Raw genomic sequence first — 22,517 nt, forward strand, 5'->3', positions numbered from 1 at the left:
TGTTTCTTTGTTCCCGGCATGCGTGCCGGGGGAGTGGGGCGGAGGTATTTGCTCCGAGGGCTGCGGAACTCGCTGCGCTCGGACGGTCCTCGCCCTCTCCACAAACACCTCCACCCCACTCCTGAATCAGAAGTACGGGAGTTGAGGCCCGGCGGCAGAGGAAACGGATAGATCGATTGGGGGCGTGATGAGCAGTACCTTTGAAACCAGCAGCAGTTCAACCTTGCCCTTGTCTGGACGCCACGCAGTGGTGACCGGCGCCGGGAGCGGGATCGGCGAGGCAATCGCACAGGAGTTGGCGCGACTGGGTGCGACGCTGACCCTGGTTGGCCGCCGTGCCGAGCCGCTTGAATCCGCTCGGGCGACGCTCGCAGGGCAGGGGCACGGCGTTGTGGTGGCAGACATCACGGACCACGCCGGTATCGCACAGGCATTTGCCGGTGCAGCAGCCGAGCGCGGCCCGATCGCCATTCTGGTGAATAACGCCGGTGCGGCGAAAAGCGCGCCGGCAGGCAAGACCACGCCTGCGTTGTGGAACGAGATGCTGACGGTGAACCTCACCGGCACGTTCAACTGCACTCAGGCAGTGCTGGCCGGCATGCAGGCCGCGCGCTGGGGTCGGATTGTGAATATCGCCAGCACGGCCGGTCTGGTTGGCTATGCCTATGTGTCCGCCTACTCCGCGGCCAAGCACGGTGTGATCGGCTTTACCCGCTCACTGGCGCTGGAAGTGGCAAAGCAGGGCATTACCGTGAATGCGGTGTGCCCCGGCTACACCGACACTCCGCTGCTGGGTGGTGCGGTAGACAACATCGTGGCCAAGACCGGTCGCAGCAGCGATGAAGCCAAGACCACGCTGGCGGCAAGCAATCCGCAGGGGCGTCTGGTGCAGCCGGAAGATGTCGCAAGGACGGTTGGCTGGTTGTGCCAGCCCGGGTCGGAGGCGATTCACGGCCAGTCGATCCCGGTCGCCGGCGGCGAAGTCATGGCCGGCTGAGACCGAACGGATGAATATGCACAACTGAAGCGCGGAACAAGGTGAGTGTGCTGCGTGTTTGTGCAGCGGCGAGGACTGTCCGAGCAAGCGCAGCGCAGCGAGTTCCGCAGCCGCGGAGCGAACACGCAGCGCACTCACCGTCAGCGCAGGCATTGGCCTGCGACGAGGCAGACGGGATAGCAGTCAGTATTAAACAGTCAGCAGGCGGGACCTGCACAGACCGAGAGAGAACAGGGAGAGAGGCCATGGCAGAACTTTCGATGAATGATCACAAGCGTCCGTTCAAGGACTATCCGGCACGCCACTTCAAGTGGGAATGTTCCGACGACGGGCGGGTGGCGACGATTACCCTGAACCGCCCCGACAAAAAGAACCCGCTCACCTTCGACTCCTACGCCGAACTGCGCAACCTCTTCCGCGACCTCACCTACGCCAGCGACGTTCGCACGGTGGTCATCCAGGGCGCCGGAAACAACTTCTGCTCCGGTGGCGATGTGTTCGAGATCATCGAACCGCTGACCAAGATGAGCATGCCCGAACTGCTCGAGTTCACCCGCATGACTGGTGATCTCGTCAAAGCCATGCGCCGTGCGCCGCAACAGATCGTCGCCGCCATCGACGGCATCTGCGCTGGTGCCGGTGCCATGCTCGCCCTTGCAGCAGACTTCCGCATCGGCACCCCGGAAACGAAGACGGCCTACCTCTTCACCCGCGTCGGCCTCGCCGGCGCGGACATGGGCGCCTGCGGCCTGCTGCCGCGCATGATCGGCCAGGGGCGCGCCACCGAACTACTGATGACCGGCCGTGCGATGAGCGCAGATGAAGGCTTGGCGTGGGGCTTCTTCAGCGCACTGCACCCGTCCGCCGATCTGCCTGCCCAGGCACAGAAAATCGCCCGCAACCTTGCTGACGGGCCGTGGTTCGCGCACACCGTCACCAAGACCATGATCAACCAGGAATGGGCGATGGGCATCGAGGAAATGATCGAGTCCGAAGCCCAGGCCCAGGCCATCTGCATGATGACCGGCGACTTCCGGCGCGCGTTCGAGGCCTTTGCTTCGAAGCAGAAGCCGAAGTTCGAAGGCAACTGAGCGCCAAGCACATGGACCGCTCAATACTCGATCTGCCGTTTTACGGCCCCGAACATCGCCAGCTCTCCGATGCGATCTTCGACTGGGCATCGAATGCGATGCCCGAAATCGACCATCACGACACCGACAATGCCTGCCGCAAACTGGTGGCAGCCCTCGGCAAAGCGGGCTTCCTGCGCTACGCGGTGCCGGCCGCTTATGGTGGCGCACTCGACGAACTCGATTCGCGTTCGCTGTGCATCGCACGCGAAACGCTCGCCTACCACGATGGCCTTGCTGACTTCGCGTTTGCCATGCAGGGGCTGGGCACCGGCGCCATCACCTTGTCGGGCAGCGAAGCGCTCAAGCAACACGTATTGCCGAAGGTGGCCAGTGGTGAATGGATTTCGGCCTTCGCGCTGACTGAGCCGGACGCCGGTTCGGACGTGGGCGCAATGGCCTGCGAGGCCCGCCTCGAAGGTGATCACTACGTTCTCAACGGCGAAAAGACCTGGATCTCCAACGGTGGCATCGCCGATGTGTATTGCGTGTTTGCGCGCACCGGAGAAGCACCGGGCACGCGCGGCATCTCGGCCTTCGTCGTCTATCCCGACATGCCTGGCTTTGAAGTGGCCGAGCGTATGGAAGTGATCGCACCGCACCCGCTGGCACGGCTGCGCTTCACCGACATGAAGGTGCCGGTGGCCAATCGCCTTGGCGCCCCAGGCGAAGGCTTCAAGGTGGCGATGCGTACGCTCGACATCTTCCGCGCTTCGGTCGCGGCTGCAGCCCTCGGCTTTGCCCGCCGCGCCCTAGACGAAGGCCTGAACCATGCCAAGGCGCGACCGATGTTCGGCCACACCCTGGCCGACTTCCAGCTTACGCAGGCCAGGCTCGGCGAGATGGCGACCGACATCGAAGCAGCCGCGCTGCTGACCGCTCGTGCCGCATGGCGCCGTGACGTGCAGAAGCTGCCAACGACCCGCGAAGCCGCGATGGCAAAGATGACCGCCACCGAGAACGCCCAGCGCGTGATCGACGCAGCGGTGCAGATGCATGGCGGGCAGGGTGTACGCGTCGGCGTGAAGGTCGAGTCGCTCTACCGAGAGATCCGCGCGCTGCGCATTTACGAAGGTGCGACCGAAGTGCAGAAGCTGATCGTCGCCCGCGAACTACTCAAATAACCGATTTCCGAATCGCCACCCCAACCCCACGGGAGCCGCAAATAACATGAGCAAGATCCATTTTGACTGGGCCGATCCCTTGCAACTCGACGGCCAACTGACTGATGTGGAACGCATGGTGCGTGACACCGCACGTGCCTACTGCCAGGAAAAGCTGCTGCCGCGTGTGCAGGAAGCCTTCCGCCACGAGAAGACCGACCGCGAGATCTTCAACGAGATGGGCGAACTTGGCCTGCTCGGGCCGACCATCCCGGAAGAGTACGGTGGCGCCGGCATGAACTACGTGTGCTACGGCCTGATCGCGCGTGAAGTTGAGCGTGTGGATTCCGGCTACCGCTCGATGATGAGCGTGCAGAGCTCGCTGGTGATGGTGCCGATCAACGAATTCGGCAACGAAGCCACCAAGAAGAAATACCTGCCCAAGCTCGCCACCGGCGAATGGGTGGGCTGTTTCGGTCTGACCGAACCCAACCACGGCTCGGACCCCGGCAGCATGGTCACCCGTGCGCGCAAGGTCGACGGCGGTTACAGCCTGTCGGGCTCCAAGATGTGGATCACCAACAGCCCGATCGCTGATGTGTTCGTGGTGTGGGCCAAGGACGACGAAGGCCAGATCCGCGGCTTCGTGCTGGAGAAGGGCTGGAAGGGTCTGTCCGCACCCGCGATCCACGGCAAGGTTGGCCTGCGTGCCTCGATCACCGGCGAAATCGTGATGGACGAAGTGTTCTGCCCGGAAGAAAACGCCTTCCCGACGGTGCGCGGCCTGAAAGGCCCCTTCACCTGCCTGAACTCGGCCCGTTACGGCATCGCCTGGGGCGCGCTCGGTGCGGCGGAAGCCTGCTACGAAACCGCGCGTCAATACACGATGGACCGCAATCAGTTCGGTCGTCCGCTTGCCGCGAACCAGCTGGTGCAGAAGAAGCTTGCCGACATGCTCACCGAGATCACGCTGGGGCTGCAGAGCTGCCTGCGTGTTGGCCATCTGAAAGACGAAGGCAACGCGGCGGTCGAGATCACGTCGATCATCAAGCGCAACAGTTGCGGCAAGTCGCTGGACATCGCCCGCATGGCGCGCGACATGCTCGGCGGCAACGGCATTTCGGACGAGTTCTGCGTGGCACGCCACCTGGTGAACCTGGAAGTGGTGAACACCTACGAAGGCACGCACGACGTGCATGCGCTGATTCTCGGTCGTGCCATCACCGGTATCGCCGCGTTCAGCAACTGAGCGCCACGCCGCTGGCCATATGGAAGAGGGGGAGACCAACTTGAAACCAATCGAAAGCCTTGATGTGCAGGATGCGGAAGCCGTCGAGTACCTGGCCAGGCGGCAGGTACGATTCTCGGATTGCGACCCGGCAGGGATCGTGTTCTTCCCCAACTATTTCCGCATGCTCAACGGCGTGGTCGAAGACTGGTGGGCACACCTGGGCAAGCCCTGGACCGAGCTGGTGACTGTGCGCAGAATCGGCACACCCACCTTCCGCCTCGATACCGAGTTCGTGCAGCCGTCCAAGTTTGGCGAGCTGCTGGACTTTCATCTGACGGTCGAGAAACTCGGCAATACCTCACTTGTACTGCATCACGTGGTGATCGGAGCAGACACCGCCCGCATGCGGGCGCGACAGGTACTGGTTGCCACCTCGCTTGATACCCACAAGGCAATTCCCTGGCCCGACGACGTACGTCAGGCCATTCAGAGATTTATGGAGAAACAATCATGAACAAGGTTCTTCAACCGGAAGGCTGGGCAAAGCCCCGCGGCTACTCCAACGGTATTGAGGCCCGTGGTCGTCAGATCTACGTCGGCGGTCAGATCGGCTGGAATGCCGAGTGCAAGTTTGAGAGCGATGATCTGATTCAGCAGATTTACATGGCGCTCAAGAACTCGGTCGACGTCGTGCGTGCCGCAGGCGGTGGCCCCGAGCACATCGTGCGCATGACCTGGTACCTGGTCGACAAGAAGGAATACGTCGCGCGTCTGAAGGAAATCGGCGCCGTCTATCGCGAAGTGATGGGCAAGAACTACCCGGCCATGAGCGCGATTCAGGTCGCTGATCTGGTGGAAGACGAAGCCAAGGTCGAGATCGAAGTCACGGCCGTGATTCCGGACTGAAGTCGACATGAGCGAGCTCACATACCCGTCGCCCGAAGGCCTGCAGGTCGCCGGCCCGGAGGCTGGCGTGCTCGAAATCCGGCTCGACCGGCCCGACGCCCGCAATGCCTTGTCCACCCCGCTGCTACGCGGAATCGTTGCTCTGCTGCAACAGGCGGCGGGTGACGATGCGGTGCGCTGCGTCGTCCTGACCGGTGGCGACAAGGTCTTTGCCGCAGGCGCTGACCTTGCCGAAATGGCTTCCAAGGACATGCAGGCCGTCCTGCTCGAAGAGCGCCCGCAATTGTTCGCCACGATTGGCCGTTTCCCCAAGCCGATGGTCGGTGCGGTCTGTGGCTATGCGCTGGGTGGCGGTTGCGAACTGGTGATGCACGCCGACATCATCGTTGCCGGCGAATCCGCACAGTTCGGACAGCCCGAGATCAACCTCGGCATCATCCCGGGGGCGGGCGGTACGCAGCGTCTGACCCATGCAGTGGGCAAGTCGCTGGCGATGAAGATGGTGCTCGCAGGCGAGTTTATTTCCGCCCGTGAAGCGCTCGCGGCCAGACTGGTGGCCGAGGTGGCTGCCGACGACGCCTGCCTTGCGCGGGCACATGAGCTGGCACGCAAGATCGCCGGCAAGGCGCCCCTGGCTGTCAGACTGGCCAAGGACGCGGTGCTGCAGTCGTTCGAGACGCCACTTGCGGCCGGTATGGTGCTGGAACGTCGCAACTTCGTGGTGCTCGCCGGCACCGATGACCGCAATGAGGGCGTACGCGCCTTTCTCGAAAAACGTAAACCGGTGTGGAAGGGGCGCTGAAGCGTTTCCCGTCTTTCCGCACGCCTGGAGTCAGCCTTGAATTCGGATCAGCCAATACGCACGCTCGGCATCGTCGGTGCCGGCCTGATGGGGCGGGGAATTGCCCAGATCGCCGCAGTCGGCGGGATGGAGGTCCGTCTGTTCGACGCACGGCCCGCTGCACCTGCGGATGCCATTGCCGCCATCCTTCCGATGCTGGACAAACTCGTCGCCAAAGGGCGTCTGAGTGAGGGCGAAGGGGCCGAAGCCGCCGCGCGCCTGAAGCCGGCAGCAGCGCTGTCGGATCTTGCCGGCTGCGACGCAGTCGTCGAAGCCATTGTCGAGGATCTGGAAGCCAAGCGCGGATTGTTGCGCGACCTTGAGGCGGTGGTGGGCGTTGACTGCATTCTTGCCACCAATACCTCGTCGTTGTCGGTGACCTCGATCGCTGCCGCCTGTGCGAACCCGGAACGGGTGGCCGGGCTGCATTTCTTCAGTCCGGTACCGTTGATGAAGATCGTCGAAGTCATCAACGGCGCGCGTACGCTGCCGGCAGTATGCGATCGCCTCACCGCGCTCGCCGGCCGCATGGGACACAGCCCGGTGCGGGCGCAGGATACGCCGGGCTTCATCGTCAACCATGCCGGTCGGGCCTACCTGACCGAAGGCCTGCGCATTCTGGGTGAAGGGATCGCCGATGTACCCACCCTTGACCGCGTTTTGCGCGAGGCTGCGGGATTCCGCATGGGGCCGTGCGAACTGCTCGACCTCACTGGCCTCGATGTATCGCATCCCGTGATGGAGTCGATTCACAGCCAGTATTACCAGGAGCCGCGCTACCGCCCCTCGCCGATCACGCGGCAGCGGCTTGCGGCAGGCTTGCTTGGGCGCAAGAGCGGGCAGGGCTTCTATGTGTATCGCGATGGCAAGCCCGAGGTGGAAGCGGAGCCATCATCGCCATCTGCGCGACCGGCACGCGTCTTCCTGGCAATTGACGACGAGCTCGTGCGCAGCCGTGTGGCCGCGCTGGTTACCGATCTCGGCGGTGAGCTTGATGCAGGCTCGAAGCCTGCGGATGACGCGCTGTGCATCGTCGCGCCCTGGGGCGAGGATGCCACCAGCGCCTGCCTCGATGCAGGCCTCGATCCGCGGCGAACAATCGCGATCGACGTGCTTCCGGCGCTCGACCGCAGGCGCACGCTGATGACCACGCCGCTGACCGGTGCCGCGATGCGTGAGGCGGCCCATGGCCTGTTCGGCGCCGATGGCGTGCCGGTGTCAGTGATTCACGACAGCCCCGGCTTCATCACGCAGCGGGTGATGGCGATGATCGTCAATCTGGGGTGCGACATTGCCCAGCAACGCGTTGCCTCGCCGCAGGACATCGACACCGCGGTGCGGCTCGGCCTCGGCTATCCGGCCGGTCCGCTGGCGATGGGCGATGCCATTGGCGCGGCCCGGGTGCTTGCCATCCTCGATCGCATGCAGGCCTATACCCGCGACCCGCGCTACCGCCCCAGCCCGTGGTTGATCCGGCGTGCGCGCCTGGGCGTTTCGCTGCTCACGCCCGAAGGCTGATCCGCACCCGCTTCTCCGATTCATCCAATATGAGGTTTTCAATGGTCGAAGCATTCGTCTGCGACGCCGTCCGCACGCCCATCGGGCGTTACGGCGGTGCGCTTTCCACCGTTCGTCCCGACGATCTGGCGGCGGTGCCGCTGTCAGCGTTGCTGGCGCGTAATCCCGGACTCGATCCGGCTGCGATCGAGGAACTCGTGCTCGGTTGCGCAAATCAGGCGGGCGAGGACAACCGCAATGTGGCGCGCATGTCGCTGCTGCTTGCCGGCTACCCGGTGTCGGTGCCGGGCAGCACGATCAACCGGCTGTGTGGCTCGGGCATGGATGCGGTGTCCTTCATCGCGCGTTCGATCCGTGCCGGCGAGATCGACATCGGTGTCGGCGGTGGCGTGGAGTCGATGTCGCGCGCGCCCTTCGTCGTGCCCAAGGCAGGCACGGCCTTCAGTCGCAGCAGTTCGATCGAGGACACGACCATTGGCTGGCGCCTCGTCAACAAACTGATGAAGGAACGCTACGGCATTGACTCCATGCCGCAGACCGCGGACAACGTTGCCGCCCAGTTCGAGATCGGCCGTGCGGATCAGGATGCCTTTGCGCTGCGCAGCCAGCAACGCTGGAAAGCGGCTTTCGATGCCGGCGTGTTCGACGATGAGATCGTTGGGGTGGATGTGCCGCGCAAGAAGGGCGTGGTGGACCGGGTGACGGCGGACGAGCATCCGCGTCCTGACACCACGCTCGACGCGCTGGCACGACTCAAGGGCATCAACGGCCCCGAGCTGTCCGTGACCGCCGGGAATGCCTCTGGGGTGAATGATGGTGCCTGCGCGCTGCTGATCGCCTCCGAAGCGGCGGCTGCGCGAAACGGACTGACGCCGCGCGCACGGATCGTGGCCACCGCGACCGCAGGTGTCGATCCGCGCATCATGGGCATCGGCCCCTTGCCGGCGACGCAGAAGCTGCTGGCAAAAACCGGATTGCGCATCGACCAGGTCGATCTCATCGAGCTCAACGAGGCCTTTGCCAGCCAGGCACTGGCCACGCTGCGCGGGCTCGGGCTGGCGGACGATGCCGCGCATGTGAATCCGAACGGGGGGGCGATCGCGCTCGGTCATCCGCTCGGGATGAGCGGCGCACGTCTGGTGACGACGGCGACCTGGCAATTGCAGCGCAGCGGTGGACGCTACGCGGTGTGCACGATGTGTATCGGCGTTGGTCAGGGCATCGCCCTGTTGCTGGAGCGCGTTTAGCCTGCGGCCGGGCGGGACGAAGTCCGCCGCCCGGCGCGCCGGTTATCAGTTGCGCAGCAGTTGCAGGTTGAAATGGTGCTTGATGAAGCTCTGGAAACGCGCGACGCCTTCCAGGGCCAGCTTCAGTTCGCCCTTTTCCATCGCATTGAGGAGTTCGAGCGAGATGTAGTTGGTGGGGGTGGCGTCGGCGCGCAGGGCCTCGACATGGCCGCGCAGGCGCAGCTTCACCATGAAATCGAAGCTGGCCCGCAGGTCCGCCGCGTCACCCGGCTTCAGGACCTTCGCAGCGACCAGCGCCTCCATCCTGTCGTGGGTGCTGCCGTCGAGCTGCCGGGTTTCGATGGCGAGCGCCTTGATGCCGTCGGTAATGGCGAAGATGCCTGCCTTCTTGATGTCGACCTTGCCGCGATGGGGACCCGACTTTTCCACCTTGATCCGCCCGAGCCAGTTCAGCGGCGGCAGGAAGTTGGTCATGTTCTGTGCCATCCGCATCAGGAAGCCCTGGTCCTTGCTCATGGTGCGGAAGGCCTGGTCGCGCAGATTCTGCACGAGATCGTCACGGCCATAGAGGGTACGCAGATCCATGAACATGGAGCCGGTCATCACGTGTTCGGGCGTCGGTGTGGTGAGCCAGCGGTTCAGCGTCTGCTTCCAGTCGGCAAGGCTGCGCCGCCATGCGGCGTTCTTTGCCATGATGCCGCCGGGGCAGGGCGGTACGCCGATCGAAATCAGGCTGTCGATCAGTTCGACCGAGAACGCCTCGAGGCGGGCAATCTCGTCGGCGCCCAGCGCATCGTCATAGACGATCGCGTTGTCCTGATCGGTGGACAGGGTCTGTTCGCTGCGGCCCTCACTGCCCATCACCACGAAGGCAAAGCCATCGGTGAGATCGGGGTACTTCTCGGCACGCAGCAGCCCGATCAGACGGATCAGCACCTGATCGTTGAGGTTGGCAATCAGCTTCACCAGATCGCGGATGGCGATGCCGGTGCCGCTCAGGTGCAGCACGAGATGCTGGATGCGGGCATGCAGACCGCGGAGGTCGTCGATGGACGCCGCCTTTTCGATGTCGAGAATCAGCTGGTGCGGCGAATGCGCCTGCAGGCGCAGGATGTCGGTGTCGGTGATGATGCCGGTAAGCATCCCCGCGTCGTCGACGACGACCAGGCGATGAATCTTTTGCCGCGACATGCGATAGAGCGCTTCGTACAGCACGTCGTCTTCGCCGATCACGGTGAGAGGCGAATGCATGATGTCGGCAACCGTGAGTTCGGTCGGTGTCCTGCCCTGGGCGACGACCTTGTTGCGCAGGTCGCGGTCGGTGAAGATGCCGTGCGGTTTGCCGTCGCTGATCACGACGATGCTGGAGATGTTTTTCGACCGCATGGTGCCCACTGCATCCACCAGGCTGTCGCCCGGCGCACAGGTCACGACATCACGCTGGCAGAAGTCCCTGACCGCACGAAAAAACTGATTGTCTTCAGCCATCTACTGGTGTGCTCCCGGACAGGTTTGCATGAAGGAGACATTATAGCCATGCCGCTGGGAAAGGACGGCGGCGGCGTTCGATCCACGCGCGCGGTACGACAGGCAGCATCAGAACTGGCGGTCGCGCATCGCACATGCTTGAATCGAAGGACGGTGCGCTGCGGTCTCACCGGGTTTCGCTGGAGCCAGCACGCATGTCACTGCTTTTCGTTTCCTATCGGCGCGACGATAGCGCCGGTCACGCAGGCCGTCTGACCGATGCGCTTGAGTTGCGCTTCGGCGAGGGCTCCGTGTTTCGCGACGTTGATGACATTGCACCGGGCGAGAACTTCGAACACGTGATCCAGACCCGCATCAGCCAGGTGCGCGGTGTGCTTGTGCTCATCGGCCCACGCTGGCTGGAGCCGACCGAAACTGGCCCCCGGCTTGAAAACGCCGACGACTTCGTGCGCCGCGAGATCGAGCTTGCACTTGCGTCGGACAAGCCAATCGTGCCGCTTCTCGTGGGTGGCGCCACGATGCCCGAGCCCTCGATGTTGCCGCCCTCGATCCGGGAGGTCGCCACGCGCCAGGCGGTCGTGCTGCGGGATGCATCATGGAAGGTCGATGTGGCACGACTCGCGGATGCGCTGGCCGGGCCCGGTGTGCTCGGCTTTGAGTTGCCAGAACCGGAATCCCCGGAGCAGCGCCGCAGCGTCGGTGAGGCACTGGCGACCGCTGGCGGCAGGCATGGCCCCGGGCGCGTGTTCGCGCTGCTGTGCGCGACCTTCGCGGTCGCAGTTGCCACATGGCTGCTGGCAGGATCCGCGACAAATGAGGATGGCGAGGGGGTGGCGGGCGTCTGGAGCGGGACGGTGGATTATCCCTGGGGTGTCACCCGGGAAGAGCGCTTCGAGTTTGTTGTCGAGGGGGGCGAGTTGAGCGGACGGGCCGGTTTTCTGGGTGTGCCCCGGGCGATCGAGGCGGGCAGGCTGACCGATGACGGGCTTCAGTTTGAGCTCAGGACGCGGGCAGACTATGGCGCGGGCGAAGAGCGCATCCTGGTTCATCGTTATCGTGGCGTACGTGCAGGCAACGAAATCCGCTTCCGCCTCGACGCCGGTAACGGGCTGCATGCCGCCGATCCGGTGAGCTTCATCGTCCGCCGTCCGTGAACGACGCCTGACCCGCGACAGGCACTCTGAGACAGCCCGCAATGCAGGCAGCGGGCCCGGCCAATGCAGTCACATGCGTACCGCAGGCAACGGCTCATGCCGGCTGATGCGACAGCGTCCGCGTATCGATCCAGCTCACCTTGCCGGTCCTGCGTTTCATTTCAGCATGCATGTGCGCGGTGCCACCCGGGCCATCGCCGCCTTCGCCGTTCCACAGGCAGATGAAAGACACCTTGTCGATGCCCCAGGACAGCGCGGTAGCGAGCAGCCAGCGGTTGCAGCGTTCGAACGGGTTGGCGTCTGCTTCCGGAAGCGGACCGAGCGCGTCGGGAAGCACGCGAGGTGGATCGTCGAGCGTGTGCCGAATGCTGTCATAACGTGCGCGCCATTGCGCACCGTGCCTTGCCGACGCCACCGAGCGCTCCAGGAACTCAGGCTCCGGTAGCGGCAGCATCAGGTGCAGGCGAACCTGGCGTGCCTTGCAGGCTTCCAGAAACAGGATGTCGCCGCCACTGGCCCCCTGGGTCAGTGCGAGATCGCCAGGCCCGGCGCCAAGCGCATCGAGCGTGGCGCCGATTGCTGCGGCCGCCGGAGGCTCCAGGCCGGCAGGGAAGCGCGGTGTTGCTCTGTCCGGCGCATCTGCCATGTGCCCGCTGAACAGGAAGACCTGCCGCGGGACAAAGGGCGGTTCGGTGCGCGCGAGCGCATCGTCGATGATCTCGATCGCTGCAGCGGTTTCGGCCGGCCGGAAGCCCAGGTCGCGCAACAGGCACAGGCTGCGTCGGCTTGAGTCGAGCGCATGCCAGTCGCCGCCGGCGACGCCTGTGGCATGCCGGTACGCCTCGCGAACGTGCGCCAGGTCGCCCTGCAACAAACAGTATTCAGCATCGCTCGTTCTGACCCGGTAGTCATCGGGCGTCAAGGCACGTGCGGCCCCAATCGACCACTGCAGGCCGTCGCTCAGGCGCCTGCTGTCGTCAGCCGCCTTCGCGCAGCCGAGGTGACGCCGAAGCAGCATGAGGGTGAGCGCATTGAGGCCGGCACGGCAGCGCGACGGATCGCGCATGAAGGCCTGACGGTAGTGTTCGATGGCCGCCGACAGCGGTGCATTTTCTATCGCTGCCCGGGCACGCATTGCGCCAGGCGCAGCATCCACGAGCGCCCAGCGGCTGATCCAGTCGGCTTTGTCGATGCTGCCGGCGAGTGCGCGTGTTTCGGGTGCTTCGGGGGCCTCAGTGACCAGGCGGCAGACCGCCTCGCGTGCTTCGATCACGCGACCGAGGCGTGCGAGGCAGCTTGCCCGGCGCCGGCGAGCGAGGGTGTGGCCGGGCTCGAGTTCGAGCACGCGGTCGAACTGTTCCAGCGCAAAGTCGCAGTGGCGCAGCCTCATGAGGGCATCCCCGGCTGCGAGCCTGGCGGCGATGTGCAGTGCAGTGCAGGGGGCTTCGTCTGCAAGCACCAGGATGTCGCCGGGGCGCGCGGAATCGAGGCGGTCTGCCCAGGCCGCGTACGGTCCGGTGAGCACGTTGCGCTGTACCGGCAGCAGTGTGCGCCAGTCGGGTTCGCGCAGATGCGGCAAGGCGTGATGAATCGGGCTCGTCCCGTGCTGGGCGTCCGGAAAACCGCAGACCGTGTTGCTCAGGCGCTGGCGATCGTCGATGAGGGTGTCCGGATCGGGGCCGCCCGCCTTCAGGTGATAACGCAGCCGTTGATGGTCGCCGAGGTCGGGGTCGAGGTCGGGGTCGAGGTCGGATCCCGGTTCGATGGCTGTGCCGTGCGTGCCTTGCACGAGGACGACAGCGGAAGCGCGCAAGGCATGACGTACGCCAAGTGCATACCAGATGTTCGGGTCGTCCAGCGTGATATCAGCCACGACGACGTCGGCCATCAACAGGTGCTGAAGCATGTCGGCATCAGCGTCCCCGGGCGGGCCTTCCGCGCTGGTGCGAAACACCTTCAGCCCGGCTGCGTGCAGCGCCGGGATCATGTATTCATCGAATATGCGCTCGAAGTCGATTGCCAGACCGTCCTGACCGGGCCTGGAACCGAAGGGCATCGCGACAAAGGCGTGGCGCATTACTGCGGTCCTTTCGGTGCAGTGTCGTCGGACCCGGATGTCTGCCCGAGTGGGGCACAGCGCTTGCCGCTCGATTCATCTCCTGCGGCCGTGGGATCGTATTCGAACACCCGAACGGTGTTGCGCCCAGCTTCCTTCGCCCTGTACATCGCGTGATCGGCTTCCCGAATCAGTTGTCCAGCGCCACGGCCCTGACCGCAGAAGGTGGTGAGTCCGATGCTGGGGGTGCTGCAATGCACGTGCTCACCAAGCCGGTATTCGTGATTGAGTGCGATTAGGATCTTGTTGGCAACCTGACATGCCTTGGCGGTGGCTTCGCTGCAGTCCATGCCCAGATTTTCGATCATCACCACAAACTCATCGCCGCCAAGACGGGCAACGGTGTCGCTTTCGCGCACGGCGTCGCGCAGGCGTTGTGCGACTTCGCACAGCATCATGTCGCCGACCTCGTGTCCGTGGTTATCGTTAAGTGGCTTGAAATTGTCGAGGTCGATGAACAGGACAGCCCCGCAGCATCTGCTGCGCTCGCTTGCGACCAGCGCGTGCCGGAGTCTGTCGTCCAGCAGGCGGCGGTTCGGCAGGTGCGTGAGCGGGTCGTAAAATGCGAGCGCCCTGATCGCGGTTTCGGCGAGCTTGCGCTCGGTGACATCGATGATCACGCCATCGATCCATTGCGCCTCTCCTGCCTCGTCATAGGATGTTCGGCCGCGTTCATTGACCCAGCGCAAACGCCCGTTCTGCTGGCGGATACGATACTCGACCTCGTAGGGCGTCCCGGCGCGCAATGCGGCGCCGATGCTGGTCTTCACGCCGGCAATGTCGTCGGGGTGAATAAAGCGGGCGTAGGCGACCCGGCCTTCAAGGAAGGCGTCTGCGGCTTCGCCCGCGAGGGCCCCGACGCTGGGACTGAGATGATGAAAGTGCCAGGTGGGTTTGGGCTCTGAACGGAATACCGTGCCGGGCACGTTATCGACCAGGTTGAGGTAACGGTCGCGACTTTGTGCGAGGGTGAGCGCGGCCGCGTCCATCCGTTTTACATGGCGCGCGTTGGAGAACATCACTGCGAACAGGAGCAGGTTCAGCGCGGTGCCGCCAAAGAGGATGATCCAGGGTTGGACGCTGGTGGTGGCGATCTCGTATTCCGGTCGGCTGTGAAAGCGCAAGGTCCACTCACGACCGCCGATCTCGATGCGCTTGTCCACGTTGTGTCGCGCCTTGCGCACTTTCTGACTCGTACTGAACAGCAGGTTGGCGGGCACAGGCGTACCGTCGAACAGTTCGATCTCGGTGTCTTCGTCCCATGCACCGAAAATTCCCCGCATCAGATCGTGGGCACGAAACGGACTGTAAACAAAGCCAAGCAGGGCTGCGCGTCGCTGCGCAACCGAGTCTTGTGGCATTCGGTTGTGATAGACGGGCAGGTAAATCAGGAAACCAGGCTGTACGTCGTCCTGGGTCTCCTGCACCAGCGTGACCTTGCCGGTGAGCGCTGCCGAGCCGGTGTCGCGGGCGCGCTCCATTGCCTCACGACGGACGGGGTCGGAATACATGTCGTACCCGAAGGCCCGTTGATTGCGTTCGTCGACGGGCTCGAGATAGGCGATGGGCGTGTAGAGAGCGCGGTTGCCCGGTGGTTCGATGTCGTAGTGTGGAAAGCCCTGCGCACGTATGGCCTGAAGATACTGTGTCATGTCCTCCGTGCGGACAATCTCGGCAAATCCGGTGCCTTGAATGCCGGGGAGTTTCTCGTCGATGGCGAGGCCTTCGACATAGGCGTGCCAGTCTTTCCGTGTGACCTCGTCGCTGGCAGCGAACAGCGCACGAGCGCCCAGCAGAACCTGTTCATAGGCCCGCATGCGAGCAACCAGGGTGACTGTCTCCTTCTCTATGCGGAACAGGAAGCGGTCTTGTCCCCGTTTGGTGAAGGCGTGCGCAGAGAACTGCCAGAATATGATCGTGAGTATCAGCGAGACACCCAGCACCGCCCAGGCGGTCGATGTCTGGTTCAGCACACGGCGTACTTGTCGTGACGGTGAGGTTGAATCAGGCGGCATGCCGACTCGTTCCGTGAGGTGACGGGGGCAGTCTTCCACGTTTCCCGATTATTGGCTATGGGTGGTGTCAGCTACACTGTGCGCTGGTTGAACCGTAACGATGATAATGAACGACGAAGATTTCATGCGGCTTGCGATGGAGCAGGCGAGAGAGGCGGGTGCGTGCGGCGAAGTACCGGTCGGCGCGATCGTGGTGCTGAATGGTGAAATCGTGGGGCGCGGCTTCAATCAGCCCATCCTCCGCCATGATCCCACCGCGCACGCCGAAGTGATGGCGCTGCGCGATGCGGCCGAACGCCTTGGCAACTACAGGCTGCCGGGTTGCGAGTTGTACGTCACCCTCGAACCGTGCGCGATGTGTTCCGGCGCCATCATGCATTCGCGCATCGCGCGGGTTGTGTTCGGTGCGCGCGACCCCAAGACAGGCGTTGCCGGCAGCGTGATGGACCTGTTCGCCGAGACGCGCCTGAACCACCATGCGAGCGTTACCGGTGGCGTGATGGCGGACGCCTGCGGAAGCATGCTGTCTTCATTCTTCGCCGCGCGCCGTGGCAAGACCCAGATCGCCTGAGCGCTTTCATGCATATCCGTATCGAAATCGCGACCCAGCGTCTTGATCTGTTCGATGAACACGGTTGCTGCATCCGGCGTTACCGCGTCTCGACGGCACTCAATGGTGCCGGTGAGCAGATGGACAGTGGCTGCACGCCGCGCGGCCGTCACCGCATCAGGGCCTGTATTGGGCGGTCGGCTGCATGGGGCACGGTCTTTCGCGGGCGCCGTCCGACGGGCGAAGTGTGGTCGCCTGCATTCGCTGCCGCACATCCAGGACGCGACTGGATTCTGTCCCGCATCCTGTGGCTGTGCGGCGAAGAGCCCGGCGTCAATCGTGGTGGCCGTGTGGACAGCATGCGCCGCTATATCTACATCCACGGCACGGGCGAGGACCAGCCGATGGGTGAGCCGCGCTCGCATGGCTGCATCCGCATGCGCAACGACGACATCGTTGAACTGTTCGAACTCGTGAGTGCCGGTACGCGCGTGGAGATTGCTGAATGAAGGATATCGAACTGGTCCTGCTCGACTGGACTGAAGCCGCGCCCCGTGCGATGCCGCTGCGCGAACGCGTGTTCGTGGTCGAGCAAGGCGTGCCGGCGGAGATGGAGATGGACGAGTACGACTCGCTGTCCCGACATGCGCTGGCACTGGCTGAACACGGTCAGGTGCTGGCTACCGGCAGGTTGCTGCCTGACGGGCATGTCGGACGAATGGCGGTAGACGCAGCGTGGCGTGGACGCGGCATCGGCGGTCTGGTGCTCGAGACGCTGGTGGAAGAGGCCTGGCGTCGGAATATGCGCGAGGTGGTGCTCAATGCCCAGGTCAGCGCGATCGACTTCTACGTTCGCCACGGCTTCGTGGCCGAAGGCGAGACCTTCATGGACGCGGGAATTGTTCACCGCCGGATGCGTCGACGCCGAAGCGATGCGTGACAACGCTGTGCTGCTTTCCGCCGGGTAGCCAGGTCCATTCGGTAAGGCAGGCCTCACCGCCGCGGTCGACCGTCAGGAGCGTAGAGCAGCGGGTGCCGTATGTCGGGGAGTCGATGAATGCCGTGGAAAGGCGGCGTTCCCACTCCAGGCTGATGCCTGTATCCGGAAGTTCGTCGTCGGCAACCGGTGTGGTGTCTCGGAGCAGGGTCAGGAAGGCTTCGCGGTCGGGAAGCGTGGGCAGCGCCGCCGAGAAGGCGTCACGCGCACGCTTGAGCTTGGGCCATTCGGTGTCGAGGACATGATTTGACAGGCCGTACACGCCGGGTGCCAGCATGCGCACCGCGCCGGTGGTGCTTTCATGGATCCCGAGTTGGATGCCGTCGCTCACCAGGAGATTGAATCCGGCGTAGTCGGCACTGTTGCGTGCGATGGTTTCAAGCGTTCCGTGGCTGTCTGACCGGGCCTCGAGCGCGGCACGTACCAGGGCGCCGCGTGAGGGCAGGCCGCTGGCGCGCTGGCTCGGGTCGCGGAAATTGGTCAGCGCCGAGAATCGCCCGCTGCGGCTGATGCCCATCCAGGTGCCCCCGGCTTCGAGATCACGTCCGGCAAGCAGCTGCGGCGCATCGGTCCACCAGTGGGCGGGACTCGCCGGCCGGTTGACGAATTCGTCGCGGTTGGCTGCGACGATCAGAGGGTAATCCGGATGGGCCTGCCATCCGGTGACGATCAGACACACTCGACGAAGCACTCCATGTGCCGTGCCGAGCCCGGCTGAATGATGCTTTCCAGCCCGTGCTGCCCGACGCCTTCGCGCAGCGCCTGCTCAAAGGCGCCCGTGTCTGCCACGCCGTCGTAGACCTCCATCCAGGTCGTGTCCTCATGATTGCGAACAAACAGCCGGCCCATCACCCCGGTCTGTTTCCCGAGTGCAAGCTGCATGTTGCGCACCGAGGCGTGAGCGTCATCGACGTCCACGCCATCGCGGATACGGTAATAGATGAAGTAATGCTTCAGCGAGCTGTCGTCTGCGGCCATGATCGTGTTACCCGTGAATCGTCAGGACAGGGCGTAAGGCAGGTCGAGAACGGCGAGTGGCGGGCCGTCGGGTGCGCCGAGGTGAACGTCGCCATCTTCCGCACAACTGTTCTGCATCACGGCCAGTGCTTCGAAGCTGCCGTCTCCGAGCGCGGCGACATTGACCAGTTTGCCTGCCGACTGGTCGCCGAATGCAGGAGAGTAGAGGTCGGCGCCTGGCGTCGGTGCGCTACCCGCAGCGATGGAGACGCGATACATCCGCTTCTTCAGTTTGCCGAGGTACTTGGTACGGGCGACGATTTCCTGCCCCGGATAGCAGCCCTTCTGGAAGCTGATGCCGCCGATGAGGTCGTAGTTGAGCATCTGCGCAACGAACTCTTCCTGCGTGGCCGAAGTCACAAGCGGCACACCGGCGCGCACCATTGCGAGATGCCAGGCGTTGGTTCCCGCTGGTACGGCGCCTGCTGCGCGGATCTTGCGGAACAGCTCGGGTGCGGCGTCTGCATCGACCACTGCAATGGCTGCTTCGGCGCCGATGCGAACGATACGGATGCCATCTGCCAGCGATTCCTGCATGTCTGCAGCCGGAAAGGGCAGGCCCGCTGCTTTGAGGCAGGTCGCGAGCTTGGCACCCGCAAGTCCGATCAGTGCCCGGGTCGCACTCGCATCGGCGAGCTTGACCTTGCTGCGCAGGATGTACATCGACAGTTTCTTGTGCATCGCCGGCAGGATGTCGGCGGACATCAGCAGGCTGTGGCCGTCCTCTTCGCGCCACAGCAGGAAGCTCGCAAGCATGCGTCCCTTTGGGCTGTTGAAGCTGTTCCACTGTGCGCTGCCTGCAGGCAGCTTGTTTACATCGTTGGAGAACAGGTTGTGGAGGTAAGCGGCCGAGTCCGGGCCAGCGCTTTGTACCAGTCCGAGATGAAGCAGCGGCACCGCAAGCGTTTCTGTCGCAAGCGCTGCGGCATCGGCGGTCGCGTCGCCAAACGATACGATGTTGTCGTCGAGGGTGGCTCCCTCGCCGGAAAGAAAGTCGGTCCAGGTTGTCATGGTCTTGTCGGTCAGTATCAGGGTGTTTGGGGGCAGGCCGTCGGCCGTGGCGATGAAGTATTATAGGGCCCCGCCGCGATCCGGCAGTTCCTTGTTAGCTTGGTGTTTGTTTGCCGGCCGGTCATGGCCAGCGGGCAATGTCACCCGATTTCCGATGAAGAAACTCTTCCTCAGCCTCGTTACCGTTGTTGTAATGGCCGCCGTTATCATGGGCTCGGTCGGGTGGTGGTTTGCCCATCGTCCGGTTGCACTCAAGCAGCCCGTCGTTGATTTTACCGTGCAGCGTGGTTCGAACATGCGTCAGGCGGCCAGCGCGATTGCCGCAGCGGGCGTGGAGGTCAAGCCCGCCGTGCTCTACTGGCTGGCCAGACTGGCGGGAAAGGCAAGCCTGATCAAGGCCGGCAGTTATGAAGTCCATGAAGGCATCACCCCTTGGTTGCTGATCCTGAAACTTTCGTCCGGTGACGTATCGCAGGGCGAAATCCTGCTGGTGGAGGGCTGGAATTTTCGACAGGTCCGGGCCGCGCTCGAATCCAACCCGAATCTTCAGGCAGACACCGCAGGGCTGAGCGACGCGGAGATCCTGAGCCGGATCGGCGCAAGTGAGCCGAGCCCGGAGGGTCTGTTCTTCCCCGACACCTATCTGTTCGACAAGCAGTCGAGCGCGCTGGCGCTGCTTGCACGCGCCTACCAGATCATGCACAAGCGCCTCGACGAGGTCTGGGCCGCCCGTGACGAATCGTCGCCGCTGCGATCGCCGTATGAAGCGCTCATTCTGGCCTCGATCATCGAAAAGGAAACCGGCCGCGCGGAGGATCGCAGCGTGGTGGGCTCGGTGTTTTCCAACCGCTTGCGCATCGGCATGCGCCTGCAGACCGATCCCACGGTGATCTACGGCCTCGGTGAGGACTTCGACGGTCGGCTCCGTCGTCGCCACCTGGACACCGATCATCCGTGGAATACCTATACCCGCGCGGGACTGCCGCCAACACCGATTGCCATGCCCGGGCTTGACTCCCTGCAGGCTGCAGTCCGGCCGCAGAAAACCGATTTTCTGTATTTTGTTGCACGCGGGGATGGCAGCAGCGAGTTCTCGCGCAATCTCAATGATCATAATCGCGCGGTGGATCGCTATCAGCGCTGAGGAGTAGTCCGTTGGAAGCAGTCGTGCAGAAAGGGCGTTTCATTACCTTCGAGGGAATCGATGGCGCCGGCAAGAGCAGTCAGATTGCCGCCGTGGTGTCGATGCTGGGCGCACGCGGGGTGCTTGTCGAGCAGTCGCGCGAGCCCGGTGGAACCCGGCTTGGCGAATCCCTGCGCGAGCTCCTGCTGCATGAACCGATGCACCTGGAGACCGAGGCCATGCTCATGTTCGCCGCGCGACGCGAACATCTTGCAGCGCGCATCGAGCCCGCGCTTCTGCGGGGCGAGTGGGTGGTGTGCGACCGTTTCTCCGACGCGACCTACGCCTATCAGGTGGGTGGTCGCGGCCTGGAGCCGGAGAAGTTCGCGGCACTTGAAACCTGGGTGCATCCGGGGCTGCAGCCTGATCTCACCCTGTTATTCGATCTGCCACCCGAGATCGCTGCGAGCCGGGTGGCGTCGACCGGCGCCGATCCCGACCGTTTCGAACGCGAACAGCGGGACTTCTTCGAGCGGGTACGTGAGGCTTACCTCACCCGGGCCCGCCATGCCCCCGGGCGGATCTGCGTGATCGACGCCAATCGCCCGCCGGAACAGATCAGGAATGACATCGAAACACTGATCGAGGAGCGCTTCTTCGCATGATTCAGCCGTGGCTTCAACCGACCTGGGCCAGACTTGTTGCGCTCGCTGGCAAGCTCCCTCATGCGCTGCTGTTCGTCGGGGCGCCGGGGCTGGGCAAGCGCGAGCTGGCCGAAAGTCTGGCCGCCCGGCTGCTGTGCGAGTCACCTCTGGCCGACGGCCATGCCTGCGGCCGCTGCGATGCGTGCCAGTGGCGCGAGGCGGGCAACCATCCGGACTTCTATCGCGTGGTACCGGCCGCGGCGGCAGATCAGGCCGATGCCGGCGAGGACGCGCCTGCGGGTGATGCGGCGGGCGGCAAGGCCAAGTCGAGTCAGATCGTGATCGACCAGATCCGCGAACTGCAGTCTGCGCTCGCGGTCACCGGGCATCACAGCGCGCAGCGCGTCGTCGTGCTCGATCCGGCGGAGGCGATGAATACCTTCACCGCGAACGCCTTGCTCAAGCTGCTCGAAGAACCCCCTGAGGGCTGCAGCTTTTTGCTTGTATCCTCGGCGCCTCGCAGGTTGTTGCCGACCATTCGCAGCCGTTGTCAGCAGTGGAGCTTTCCGCGCCCCGATCCTGCCCAGCGTGCAGCCTGGCTGGCCAGCGAACACACGGAAATGCAGGGGCTGCTTGCACTGGCAGGCGGCATGCCGCTGGCGGCAAAGCGGCTGGCGGAGCAGGGCGGTGTTGGCTTGCTGGAGCGCTTCGTGCGCGATCTGTCGGGTGAGCCGGACGCGCTCAGGCTGGCGGGGCAGTGGGAAGCCTGGCTCAAATCCAAGGAAGCGCTGGCAGCCGGTTTTGGCTTGAGCACGCTGGTGGAGTGGATGCAGCGTTGGGTGGCGGACGTCGTCAGTCTGCGTCTTGGCGGGCAGGTGCGTTTCTTCCCGGCGCAGGAAAAAGTGCTCTCTGCGCTGGCTGGCCGCATGAGCGTGGCGGCTGCGAGCAGCTGTTACAATGAGATCGCCCAGATTCGACGCGTGGCCACGCACCCGCTGAACCTTCGCCTTTTTCTTGAAGATATGCTGATGCGCTATGCACGCGCAGTGAGAGGAGCCCGGACTTGAGCGAAGCCAGTCGTACCCATGTTGCACGTCCGAGCGTGCTGTCGCTGAACATCAGTTCCAAGTCGGCCTTGTACGCAGCCTACATGCCCTTTCTCGCAAACGGGGGGATCTTCGTGCCCACGCCGAAGTCCTACAACTTGGGCGACGAGGTCTTCATGCTGTTGCAGTTGATGGACGATCCGACCAAGCATCCGATTGCGGGTACCGTGGTGTGGGTTACACCATCGGGTGCGCAGGGCGGAAAGGCGCCGGGTATCGGCGTACATTTTTCCAGCGACGAGGCCGGTGTCGCCTTGCGTCACCGCATTGAACAGATCCTGGCCGGTCATCTGGGCTCGGCCAGGCCCACCCATACCCTTTGA

The 22,517-nt window shown here is 63.9% G+C and carries 23 protein-coding genes; 17 read left to right on the plus strand and 6 right to left on the minus strand.

Annotated features, from left to right (window positions below):
- Positions 1-187: 187 nt before the first annotated feature.
- From CEW87_RS16600 to pcaF, 9 genes are all read left to right on the plus strand, one after another.
- The gene (locus CEW87_RS16600; RefSeq protein WP_108974761.1) at positions 188-997 is read left to right on the plus strand and encodes an SDR family NAD(P)-dependent oxidoreductase; all 810 of its coding nucleotides are present in this window, start codon (positions 188-190) and stop codon (positions 995-997) included.
- Between the two features lie 245 nt (positions 998-1,242).
- Positions 1,243-2,088: an enoyl-CoA hydratase family protein gene (locus CEW87_RS16605; RefSeq protein WP_108974763.1), complete on the plus strand. Its 846-nt coding sequence runs from the start codon at positions 1,243-1,245 to the stop codon at positions 2,086-2,088.
- A gap of 11 nt (positions 2,089-2,099) precedes the next feature.
- Positions 2,100-3,251: an acyl-CoA dehydrogenase family protein gene (locus tag CEW87_RS16610; protein ID WP_108974765.1), complete on the plus strand. Its 1,152-nt coding sequence runs from the start codon at positions 2,100-2,102 to the stop codon at positions 3,249-3,251.
- Positions 3,252-3,297: 46 nt separating this feature from the next.
- Positions 3,298-4,479 carry an acyl-CoA dehydrogenase gene (locus CEW87_RS16615; protein ID WP_108974767.1) on the plus strand — a complete coding sequence of 394 codons (1,182 nt, stop codon included), beginning with the start codon at positions 3,298-3,300 and terminating at the stop codon, positions 4,477-4,479.
- Positions 4,480-4,519: 40 nt separating this feature from the next.
- Entirely contained in the window at positions 4,520-4,975 is a 456-nt protein-coding gene (locus tag CEW87_RS16620; protein ID WP_234421564.1) for an acyl-CoA thioesterase, read from the plus strand.
- Positions 4,972-5,367: a RidA family protein gene (locus CEW87_RS16625; RefSeq protein WP_108974771.1), complete on the plus strand. Its 396-nt coding sequence runs from the start codon at positions 4,972-4,974 to the stop codon at positions 5,365-5,367. The genes CEW87_RS16620 and CEW87_RS16625 overlap by 4 nt, the downstream gene beginning before the upstream one ends.
- Positions 5,368-5,374: 7 nt before the next feature.
- Complete coding sequence (locus CEW87_RS16630; protein WP_108974773.1) at positions 5,375-6,169, plus strand: enoyl-CoA hydratase-related protein; 795 nt, start codon at positions 5,375-5,377, stop codon at positions 6,167-6,169.
- Between the two features lie 36 nt (positions 6,170-6,205).
- A complete protein-coding gene (locus CEW87_RS16635) occupies positions 6,206-7,726 on the plus strand; it encodes a 3-hydroxyacyl-CoA dehydrogenase (RefSeq protein WP_234421565.1) in 1,521 nt (506 codons plus the stop codon).
- 41 nt (positions 7,727-7,767) lie between these two features.
- Entirely contained in the window at positions 7,768-8,973 is a 1,206-nt protein-coding gene (gene pcaF, locus CEW87_RS16640) for a 3-oxoadipyl-CoA thiolase (RefSeq protein WP_108974775.1), read from the plus strand.
- Positions 8,974-9,018: 45 nt separating this feature from the next.
- Here pcaF and CEW87_RS16645 read toward each other — a convergent pair whose 3' ends face one another.
- On the minus strand, positions 9,019-10,461 hold the full coding sequence (locus tag CEW87_RS16645; RefSeq protein WP_108974777.1) for a putative nucleotidyltransferase substrate binding domain-containing protein: 1,443 nt from the start codon (positions 10,459-10,461) through the stop codon (positions 9,019-9,021).
- Between the two features lie 194 nt (positions 10,462-10,655).
- On the opposite strand from CEW87_RS16645, the gene CEW87_RS16650 reads away from it, so the two are divergent.
- The gene (locus CEW87_RS16650) at positions 10,656-11,615 is read left to right on the plus strand and encodes a toll/interleukin-1 receptor domain-containing protein (protein WP_108974779.1); all 960 of its coding nucleotides are present in this window, start codon (positions 10,656-10,658) and stop codon (positions 11,613-11,615) included.
- A 94-nt stretch (positions 11,616-11,709) separates the two neighbouring features.
- Here CEW87_RS16650 and CEW87_RS22825 read toward each other — a convergent pair whose 3' ends face one another.
- Positions 11,710-13,692, minus strand: a complete 1,983-nt coding sequence (locus CEW87_RS22825) for a tetratricopeptide repeat-containing protein (RefSeq protein WP_108974781.1) — start codon at positions 13,690-13,692, stop codon at positions 11,710-11,712.
- Positions 13,692-15,746, minus strand: a complete 2,055-nt coding sequence (locus tag CEW87_RS16660) for a GGDEF domain-containing protein (protein ID WP_108974783.1) — start codon at positions 15,744-15,746, stop codon at positions 13,692-13,694. Before CEW87_RS16660 ends, CEW87_RS22825 begins: the two co-directional genes overlap by 1 nt.
- Positions 15,747-15,852: 106 nt before the next feature.
- Between CEW87_RS16660 and tadA the strand changes: the two genes are divergently transcribed.
- From tadA to CEW87_RS16675, 3 genes are read left to right on the plus strand one after another with little or no spacing between them, the layout of a single operon-like run.
- Positions 15,853-16,317 (plus strand): tRNA adenosine(34) deaminase TadA, encoded by a 465-nt coding sequence (tadA, locus tag CEW87_RS16665; protein WP_199917041.1) that lies wholly within the window; start codon positions 15,853-15,855, stop codon positions 16,315-16,317.
- 8 nt (positions 16,318-16,325) lie between these two features.
- Complete coding sequence (locus CEW87_RS16670) at positions 16,326-16,805, plus strand: L,D-transpeptidase (protein ID WP_108974787.1); 480 nt, start codon at positions 16,326-16,328, stop codon at positions 16,803-16,805.
- Positions 16,802-17,236 carry a GNAT family N-acetyltransferase gene (locus tag CEW87_RS16675; RefSeq protein WP_108974788.1) on the plus strand — a complete coding sequence of 145 codons (435 nt, stop codon included), beginning with the start codon at positions 16,802-16,804 and terminating at the stop codon, positions 17,234-17,236. Before CEW87_RS16670 ends, CEW87_RS16675 begins: the two co-directional genes overlap by 4 nt.
- On the opposite strand, the gene CEW87_RS16680 is transcribed toward CEW87_RS16675, so the two are convergent.
- Genes CEW87_RS16680 through CEW87_RS16690 form a run of 3 tightly spaced genes read right to left on the minus strand, consistent with a single transcriptional unit; the run spans position 17,181 to position 19,321 of the window.
- Positions 17,181-17,972, minus strand: coding sequence for an NRDE family protein (locus CEW87_RS16680; protein WP_108974790.1), 792 nt, complete (start codon positions 17,970-17,972; stop codon positions 17,181-17,183). The genes CEW87_RS16675 and CEW87_RS16680 overlap by 56 nt on opposite strands.
- A complete protein-coding gene (locus tag CEW87_RS16685) occupies positions 17,963-18,271 on the minus strand; it encodes a DUF4936 family protein (RefSeq protein WP_108974792.1) in 309 nt (102 codons plus the stop codon). Before CEW87_RS16685 ends, CEW87_RS16680 begins: the two co-directional genes overlap by 10 nt.
- A gap of 21 nt (positions 18,272-18,292) precedes the next feature.
- On the minus strand, positions 18,293-19,321 hold the full coding sequence (locus CEW87_RS16690) for a YgfZ/GcvT domain-containing protein (protein WP_108974794.1): 1,029 nt from the start codon (positions 19,319-19,321) through the stop codon (positions 18,293-18,295).
- Between the two features lie 154 nt (positions 19,322-19,475).
- Between CEW87_RS16690 and mltG the strand changes: the two genes are divergently transcribed.
- From mltG to CEW87_RS16710, 4 genes are read left to right on the plus strand one after another with little or no spacing between them, the layout of a single operon-like run.
- A complete protein-coding gene (mltG, locus tag CEW87_RS16695; RefSeq protein WP_108974796.1) occupies positions 19,476-20,465 on the plus strand; it encodes an endolytic transglycosylase MltG in 990 nt (329 codons plus the stop codon).
- 11 nt (positions 20,466-20,476) lie between these two features.
- The gene (gene tmk / locus CEW87_RS16700) at positions 20,477-21,109 is read left to right on the plus strand and encodes a dTMP kinase (protein WP_234421566.1); all 633 of its coding nucleotides are present in this window, start codon (positions 20,477-20,479) and stop codon (positions 21,107-21,109) included.
- Positions 21,106-22,155, plus strand: a complete 1,050-nt coding sequence (gene holB / locus CEW87_RS16705) for a DNA polymerase III subunit delta' (protein WP_108974800.1) — start codon at positions 21,106-21,108, stop codon at positions 22,153-22,155. Before tmk ends, holB begins: the two co-directional genes overlap by 4 nt.
- Positions 22,152-22,517 (plus strand): PilZ domain-containing protein, encoded by a 366-nt coding sequence (locus CEW87_RS16710; protein WP_108974802.1) that lies wholly within the window; start codon positions 22,152-22,154, stop codon positions 22,515-22,517. Before holB ends, CEW87_RS16710 begins: the two co-directional genes overlap by 4 nt.

The sequence above is a fragment of the Parazoarcus communis genome (genome assembly GCF_003111665.1).
GTDB classification, from domain to species: Bacteria; Pseudomonadota; Gammaproteobacteria; order Burkholderiales; family Rhodocyclaceae; genus Parazoarcus; species Parazoarcus communis_B.

Excerpts from the sequence above, each read along its gene's own strand:
- CEW87_RS16600 (WP_108974761.1), top strand. The coding sequence starts at position 188 with ATGAGCAGTACCTTTGAAACCAGCAGCAGTTCAACCTTGCCCTTGTCT.
- CEW87_RS16605 (WP_108974763.1), top strand. The coding sequence starts at position 1,243 with ATGGCAGAACTTTCGATGAATGATCACAAGCGTCCGTTCAAGGACTAT.
- CEW87_RS16610 (WP_108974765.1), top strand. The coding sequence starts at position 2,100 with ATGGACCGCTCAATACTCGATCTGCCGTTTTACGGCCCCGAACATCGC.
- CEW87_RS16615 (WP_108974767.1), top strand. The coding sequence starts at position 3,298 with ATGAGCAAGATCCATTTTGACTGGGCCGATCCCTTGCAACTCGACGGC.
- CEW87_RS16625 (WP_108974771.1), top strand. The coding sequence starts at position 4,972 with ATGAACAAGGTTCTTCAACCGGAAGGCTGGGCAAAGCCCCGCGGCTAC.
- CEW87_RS16630 (WP_108974773.1), top strand. The coding sequence starts at position 5,375 with ATGAGCGAGCTCACATACCCGTCGCCCGAAGGCCTGCAGGTCGCCGGC.
- pcaF (WP_108974775.1), top strand. The coding sequence starts at position 7,768 with ATGGTCGAAGCATTCGTCTGCGACGCCGTCCGCACGCCCATCGGGCGT.
- CEW87_RS16645 (WP_108974777.1), bottom strand. The coding sequence starts at position 10,461 with ATGGCTGAAGACAATCAGTTTTTTCGTGCGGTCAGGGACTTCTGCCAG.
- CEW87_RS16650 (WP_108974779.1), top strand. The coding sequence starts at position 10,656 with ATGTCACTGCTTTTCGTTTCCTATCGGCGCGACGATAGCGCCGGTCAC.
- CEW87_RS22825 (WP_108974781.1), bottom strand. The coding sequence starts at position 13,692 with ATGCGCCACGCCTTTGTCGCGATGCCCTTCGGTTCCAGGCCCGGTCAG.
- CEW87_RS16660 (WP_108974783.1), bottom strand. The coding sequence starts at position 15,746 with ATGCCGCCTGATTCAACCTCACCGTCACGACAAGTACGCCGTGTGCTG.
- tadA (WP_199917041.1), top strand. The coding sequence starts at position 15,853 with ATGAACGACGAAGATTTCATGCGGCTTGCGATGGAGCAGGCGAGAGAG.
- CEW87_RS16670 (WP_108974787.1), top strand. The coding sequence starts at position 16,326 with ATGCATATCCGTATCGAAATCGCGACCCAGCGTCTTGATCTGTTCGAT.
- CEW87_RS16675 (WP_108974788.1), top strand. The coding sequence starts at position 16,802 with ATGAAGGATATCGAACTGGTCCTGCTCGACTGGACTGAAGCCGCGCCC.
- CEW87_RS16685 (WP_108974792.1), bottom strand. The coding sequence starts at position 18,271 with ATGGCCGCAGACGACAGCTCGCTGAAGCATTACTTCATCTATTACCGT.
- CEW87_RS16690 (WP_108974794.1), bottom strand. The coding sequence starts at position 19,321 with ATGACAACCTGGACCGACTTTCTTTCCGGCGAGGGAGCCACCCTCGAC.
- mltG (WP_108974796.1), top strand. The coding sequence starts at position 19,476 with ATGAAGAAACTCTTCCTCAGCCTCGTTACCGTTGTTGTAATGGCCGCC.
- holB (WP_108974800.1), top strand. The coding sequence starts at position 21,106 with ATGATTCAGCCGTGGCTTCAACCGACCTGGGCCAGACTTGTTGCGCTC.